Here is a 458-nt window from a genome sequence, read left to right as displayed (position 1 = left end):
GCTCTGGCTGATCGAACCACCGAGGATCAGGCCGGCGCTCTGGGCGAAACCGACGCTGGCGGTGATCGAGCCGGAGGCCTGCTCTTCGACGCTGTAGTTGACGTCGACCTGGTCGTCGGTGCCGGCTACCTGCGGGGTCTCGACGTTGACTTCCTTGAAGAAGCCCAGGCGCTCCAGGCGGGTCTTGGACTGGTCGATCAGGTAAGTCGAGGCCCAGCCACCTTCCATCTGGCGCATTTCGCGGCGCAGTACTTCGTCTTCGGTCTTGGTGTTGCCGCGGTAGTTGATGCGGTTGACGTAGGCACGCTTGCCCGGGTCGACCACGAACATGATGTCTACCGTGTGGCCCTGGTCGTTCGGCTGTGGCACGCCGTTGACGTTGGCGAAGGTATAGCCTTCGTTACCCAGGCGGCGGGTGATCAGCTCGGACGTGGTGGTCATCACCTTGCGCGAGAATA

Annotated in this window: 1 protein-coding gene; it reads right to left on the bottom strand. The window is 62.7% G+C overall.

Features of this window, described 5'->3' with window-relative positions; translation table 11 throughout:
* A partial coding sequence (locus ABE456_RS28530) for a POTRA domain-containing protein (protein WP_346646911.1) occupies positions 1–458 on the bottom strand: 458 nt, incomplete at both ends.

Source organism: Pseudomonas sp. TWI929 (assembly GCF_039673335.1).
Taxonomy (GTDB): Bacteria; Pseudomonadota; Gammaproteobacteria; order Pseudomonadales; family Pseudomonadaceae; genus Aquipseudomonas.
The sequence above is the reverse complement of the archived record's forward strand: the minus strand, read 5'-3'. Positions and strand labels throughout refer to the sequence as shown.